1 protein-coding gene is annotated in these 894 nt (G+C 42.5%); it reads right to left on the reverse strand.

The features are described from left to right. Window positions 1-894: HpcH/HpaI aldolase/citrate lyase family protein (locus V7659_RS31935; protein ID WP_335543975.1), on the reverse strand; the 894-nt coding region annotated here is incomplete at both ends.

Below are 894 nucleotides of genomic sequence, written 5' to 3' on the forward strand. Positions count from 1 at the left end.
TACTTAATGCATCCATGTACTCTTCCTTTGTGACAACGTACATGCTTTGAACTGGCTTGAGATGTGTTGGATGGATGACTGTCTTGCCATGAATACCGTTTACCACATCCAGCTTTGTCTCTTTGAGCAGACCTTGCATATGATCGAGCTCAGATGATAAAGACTCACCACTCTTAGAAATTGCACGGATGAATGGATTTTGTTCTTTTCGTGCCGGTCCAAAATGCTCCCATACAGCACCTGATATCACAAATGAACGACCAAAATAATTGATGATATCTGTGATCAACTCAGAAATGACTCTGATCTCATAAATGGTGGTCTCGCGATCACGGCGAATGCCGTATAATCCACACAGATCCGTTGCTCCAATGCGAATATTCAAAATATATTCCTCATCATTCAGCATGATCTGCTTTAATTCAGACAACACCTGATATCTCGTTTCTTTTTCTAATAAATCTGGTGTTTCTAAAATGGGCATTCCGTATAGTGTTTTCTGAGTTTGTGCTGAAGCCTGTTTCAAACTGTCCACATATTCCTTTGCATTGTGAACGGAGCACTTTGGAAACACAAAACCAGTCAGTAAATGAAGAGAGGGACCGAGCAAATCTGCCATTTTGAGCAGCTGTTTGGGCGAACGAACCCGAATAAATAAAAGCGGCAAATGCTCAGCCATTTCTGGAGATTGATGAATTGTCTCAGAAAGGCAGGTCAATTGTGCCACTATATTCTGTTCAGCCATGTCCACTTCCTGATCACCAATGGCGTCCTCCAAGCAAAACACAACAGAGCAAAGCGCTTCATATTTCTGCGAAAGCAGCATGTCTGCTACATCCTGTCTTGTCGCAGGCATATACAAAGTAGCACCTAATGCATGCGCAAGTACATGCC

Origin of the sequence: Neobacillus drentensis, assembly GCF_036966985.1 — a bacterium.
Classification (GTDB): Bacteria; Bacillota; Bacilli; order Bacillales; family Cytobacillaceae; genus Neobacillus; species Neobacillus drentensis_E.